This window comes from Moorena sp. SIO3B2, from assembly GCF_010692525.1.
GTDB lineage: Bacteria > Cyanobacteriota > Cyanobacteriia > Cyanobacteriales > Coleofasciculaceae > Moorena > Moorena producens.
Genome location: NZ_JAAHHE010000473.1, coordinates 1 through 4,111 on the forward strand (window position 1 = coordinate 1; position 4,111 = coordinate 4,111).

6 protein-coding genes are annotated in these 4,111 nt (G+C 39.5%); 5 read left to right on the forward strand and 1 reads right to left on the reverse strand.

From position 1 onward, the window contains the following. Both F6K38_RS36435 and F6K38_RS36440 read left to right on the forward strand, forming a co-directional pair. Nucleotides 1–274: hypothetical protein (locus F6K38_RS36435; RefSeq protein WP_287359895.1), on the forward strand; the 274-nt coding region annotated here is incomplete at its 5' end. 37 nt (nt 275–311) lie between these two features. Beyond that, entirely contained in the window at nt 312–497 is a 186-nt protein-coding gene (locus F6K38_RS36440) for a hypothetical protein (RefSeq protein WP_287359897.1), read from the forward strand. Between the two features lie 94 nt (nt 498–591). Here the strand turns inward: F6K38_RS36440 and F6K38_RS36445 are convergent, their stop codons facing one another. After that, entirely contained in the window at nt 592–1,605 is a 1,014-nt protein-coding gene (locus F6K38_RS36445) for a protein kinase domain-containing protein (RefSeq protein WP_287359899.1), read from the reverse strand. Between the two features lie 442 nt (nt 1,606–2,047). Between F6K38_RS36445 and F6K38_RS36450 the strand changes: the two genes are divergently transcribed. From F6K38_RS36450 to F6K38_RS36460, 3 genes are all read left to right on the forward strand, one after another. After that, complete coding sequence (locus tag F6K38_RS36450; protein ID WP_287359900.1) at nt 2,048–3,079, forward strand: COP23 domain-containing protein; 1,032 nt, start codon at nt 2,048–2,050, stop codon at nt 3,077–3,079. 21 nt (nt 3,080–3,100) lie between these two features. After that, nucleotides 3,101–3,763: a COP23 domain-containing protein gene (locus F6K38_RS36455; RefSeq protein WP_287359901.1), complete on the forward strand. Its 663-nt coding sequence runs from the start codon at nt 3,101–3,103 to the stop codon at nt 3,761–3,763. Between the two features lie 21 nt (nt 3,764–3,784). After that, the coding region (locus F6K38_RS36460; protein WP_287359902.1) for a COP23 domain-containing protein at nt 3,785–4,111 on the forward strand (327 nt) is incomplete at its 3' end.

A 4,111-nucleotide genomic window follows, 5' to 3' on the forward strand; every position in this document is an offset into this window, starting at 1 on the left:
TCCTCAAAAACCCTTGACTATCCCTGAAGAGGCTGAGACTATCCTCCAAAACTCTGAGATTGGCTATACACCAGAGTTTGTCAATTTTTACATGGGGCAATGTGTTGGGACTAAGGGCTCAGAGGCTGAGAATTTTTGTCAGTGTACCATTGATAAAATTCAAGAAAAATACCCCTATGAAGAGTTTCTAAGTATTGGTCTAGAAATTACTGGTGGTGCGGAACCTCCTGAAGATTTCAATAAACTGATTAAGTCCTGTGAAGCTGATAATTAGTAATTAGACATCATAGGTGAAAATTAGCGATTAGCCGTTGTTATGTCAAATTTATGGCATTGCTGAGGGGCAGGATAAATATCAGTGGGGTGGGCATCCTGCCCGCCTGGGAATTGTAACGGGCAAGATGCCCGTTCCACAGCCAGATGCCCATTCCATCAAGATGCCCGTTCCATCAAGATGCCCGTTCCACAGCCAGATGCCCGTTCCACAAAACTATTAAAATAAAATCATCCCGCATTTATGCAACGCCAATTTTTTTCTGGCTCTTCAAACGAATGAATAATCAAATATAGAGACATATTGGATACTTTGTGTTACAAAAACTCGCACTTGGACACGGATGGCATAATAGGACAAATTAGGTTTTTTAAGAAAAAATAATTAACATTATTAAAAAAAATCACGTAGAATGAAGAGATAAAAACTATGCCAACGCCAACAATCTGAATTGCCGAAAATTTAAACGGTGAAGCTTGTATATTCCTTGGAGGAGACTTAATTATGGTTGACTGTAGTTTTTCTTTAACCTCCTTAAGTGCTTCTAGTGCCTCAGTTGCACCGGAGTAACGCTTATCAGACTTGTAGCGTACCATTTTATCTAAAACTGCTGCTAGTTCATCACTGACCTTGACTTGGTTATTAGGCCAGATTATTTGGCCCTTTTCATCCCATTGTAGGGGGTTGGGCAGTTCTCCTGTAAGTGCTTGGATTCCAATCATTCCAACTGCGTATATATCACTACTGAGGTTAGGATGACCCTGATCTTGTTCAGGAGCCATGTAGTCTGGTGTGCCAATCCTAACAGTCCCTGCTGTAGGCTGGTTATCAGGTTGCAACTTTTTTACGGCTCCAAAGTCAATCAGAACCACTTTGCCATCTTGCTTACGTCTCATTAAGTTAGACGGTTTAATGTCGCGGTGGATAAGGTTATGCTGTTGAATAACTTCTAATGCCTGTAAAATTTGTTGTAAAAGCTCTATAACTAATGTTTCACTAAACGTTTGCCCTCTCTCCAATTCTTGGCTTAGATCATGTCCTTGAATATATTCCTGAACTAAGTAGCGCTGACCGTTTTCTTCTAAATAAGCCATTATTTGCGGAATTAGGTCATTTTTGGCTAATTCTTGCAAAGTTTTTGCTTCTTCTTCAAATAATCGTTTGGCTATCTCCCACTCAGAGGCGTCGGTAGTCTCAGGCTTCAATTGTTTAACTACACAGTCGGGAGAGCCCAGTAAATGTTGGTCTTCTGCTAACCATGTCTGACCGTATGTACCTTCGCCAAGTTTGTCGATAATGTGATAGCGTCCGCCTATCGTTTTTCCTAACATCAAATCCACCCTATGTAAGTCTTGGTGTATTGATTTAGAGGCTATGAGCCGAGATTTCCGGAAGTATGTCAGTTTTGGATATACCTATTCAGGTAGGTTTGGCTGTAGCTTGCTTGGCCATAAGCGGTACGAAACCTAAAACCCAACATTGATCCAGGTGCTGGGTTACTCTTCGAGAAGGCTGACGCTCCTTAGGTCGCGATCGCTTGGCGTCACACCTACGTTCCAAAAGCCCAGCCCACAAAGCTGATCTGCTCCCAGGTTGCCTCTATATCCCCTAAAACAACCTTACTAACTCTTTAATTTAAAAGTAAGTGAGCCTCTAAAAAGTAAAGAATTGTAAACTTTAATTGCCGCTGATTCCACTCTAACTATATGATTAGTCGCGAAGGTTGACGAAAGCTTTAGGTTAAACCCTTGTAAAATTTTCGGATATCTGCTCATGAAGAGCAACTTGTTCCATAGGATTACTACCGCTGCCATTACCGGAATTTCTCTTTTGGGCTTTGGGAAGACAGTTTGGGCAATTCAGGAGTTGCAATCTACTGAACCTGTTTGGGGAAGAATTAGCTTCACTGACACGCCCACTTGTCACTTAACTCAAGAAGCAATCTGTAATGAGTATCATTTCAAAACAATCTCAGGCTACGACATAGAATTAGAGGCGATTCCTGTTGCGGATTCTGGGGTGAATTTGAAGTTATATGTAGTTGATCCCAATGACAGGTTGCTGAAATCGATTGATCAGGAGGGAGTAGGAGAGCGAGAAAAATTTAAGGATGATAATACGGCTGAAACAGGAACTTGGAGAATCTTTGTATCTTCAGTTGATAACAGCCAAGGAAACTATCGAGTTGTTCTCAAGCTAACGGATAGCAATGGTAGAGTTATTCTACCGAATTATCCATCCTCTGAAGGTGTTGTTGTCAGTCATCAAAGAACTATTCCAGAAGTAAAATTTGAATGCAAATTTGATTACAATCAACAAGAATATGCAACTATTGCTGTTGGACTAAGAACTGGAAAAAGAGTCCCCCCAATAATGATTTGGAGGACTAGAGAATTTGGTGGGTGGACAGCAAAAAGACGATGTGAGTATGTAACTCAAAAATTAAACTATCGGTATGCTCAGAATGGCTATTACCTGAAGGGACTAGGTGTAACCCATGGCGTAATAGGTAGCTATGATCTAGTTTGTCTAGACTATTATCGCGTATCGTGTAATAGTACAAACCAATTGTTTACTCTTCCTTTTGGTAGGAATGTAGACGATTATACGAAACAACTTGAGTCTATTATCACGGACTTAGAAGGTAAGTCGAAAGTTTCCCCTATAGAGAATGGCCGCAGTCGAACCACAAAGTGGATTCCCCTTGCTCCTATAGAAGATTACTTAGAGGAAGATTCTAGCAATATACCTTCAAGACTTAAGCGTCCAGAACCTGAGCTACCAGTATGTGGTGAGTTTTGTTAATTTTAAAAGGAGAAGTATAGCATGAATTTAAAATTTATTGCAAAATACTTAGGAGCAGGTTTGGCTTGTTCTAGCTTCATTATAACAACTGGTCAATCTGTTACTGGTCAAAACTTATTAGCTCGAAGAACTGCTCCACAAATGGAATTTCGATGTGAATATGATGACGACGAACAAAAATATGTAACTACTGCTTTTGGACTAATAACTGGAAAAAAAGTACCACCAATAATTATTTGGAGGACTACAGAATTTGGTGAGTTGACACCAAAACAACGATGTGAGCATGTAACTCAAAAATTAAACTATCAGTATGCTCAGAATGGCTATTACCTGAAGGGACTAGGTGTAACCCATGGAGAAGTAGGTATTGAGCCTTATAAGATTAAGATAATTTGTCTAGCCCCTCATGGATTTGTTTGTAATAGGAAAAATCACTTGTTTAATGTTCCTTCTTCTGCTAAGAACCCAGAGGATTATATGGAACAAATAAATGTTGCGATCAGGAACTTAGGAGGTGAATCGGAGTCTAGGGCTATATACAATACCGGAGGAGAAACAAGAATGTGGATTCCCCTTGTTTATATAGAAGATTATTTGGAAAAAGAAGAAGATTATAACAATAAACCTTCAAGACCTGAGCGTCCAGAACCTGAGCTACCAGTATGTGGTGAGTTTTGTTAATTTTAAAAGGAGAAGTATAGCATGAATTTAAAATTTATTGCAAAATACTTAGGAGCAGGTTTGGCTTGTTCTAGCTTTATTCTAACAACTGGTCAATCTGTTACTGGTCAAAACTTATTAGCTCGAAGAACTGCTCCACAAATGGAATTTCGATGTGAATTTGATTCCAACAGACAAGCATATACAACTACTGCTGTTGGACTAAGAACTGGAAAAAAAGTCCCACCAATAATTATTTGGAGGACTACAGAATTTACTGGGTGGACACCAAAAGAACGATGTGAGCATGTAACTAAAAAATTAAACGATCGGTATAAAGATAATGGCTATTACCTGAAGGGACTAGGT

Bases quoted from the DNA above. Each gene is read 5' to 3' on its own strand.
- F6K38_RS36455 (WP_287359901.1), top strand. From the start codon at position 3,101: ATGAATTTAAAATTTATTGCAAAATACTTAGGAGCAGGTTTGGCTTGT.
- F6K38_RS36450 (WP_287359900.1), top strand. From the start codon at position 2,048: ATGAAGAGCAACTTGTTCCATAGGATTACTACCGCTGCCATTACCGGA.
- F6K38_RS36445 (WP_287359899.1), bottom strand. From the start codon at position 1,605: ATGTTAGGAAAAACGATAGGCGGACGCTATCACATTATCGACAAACTT.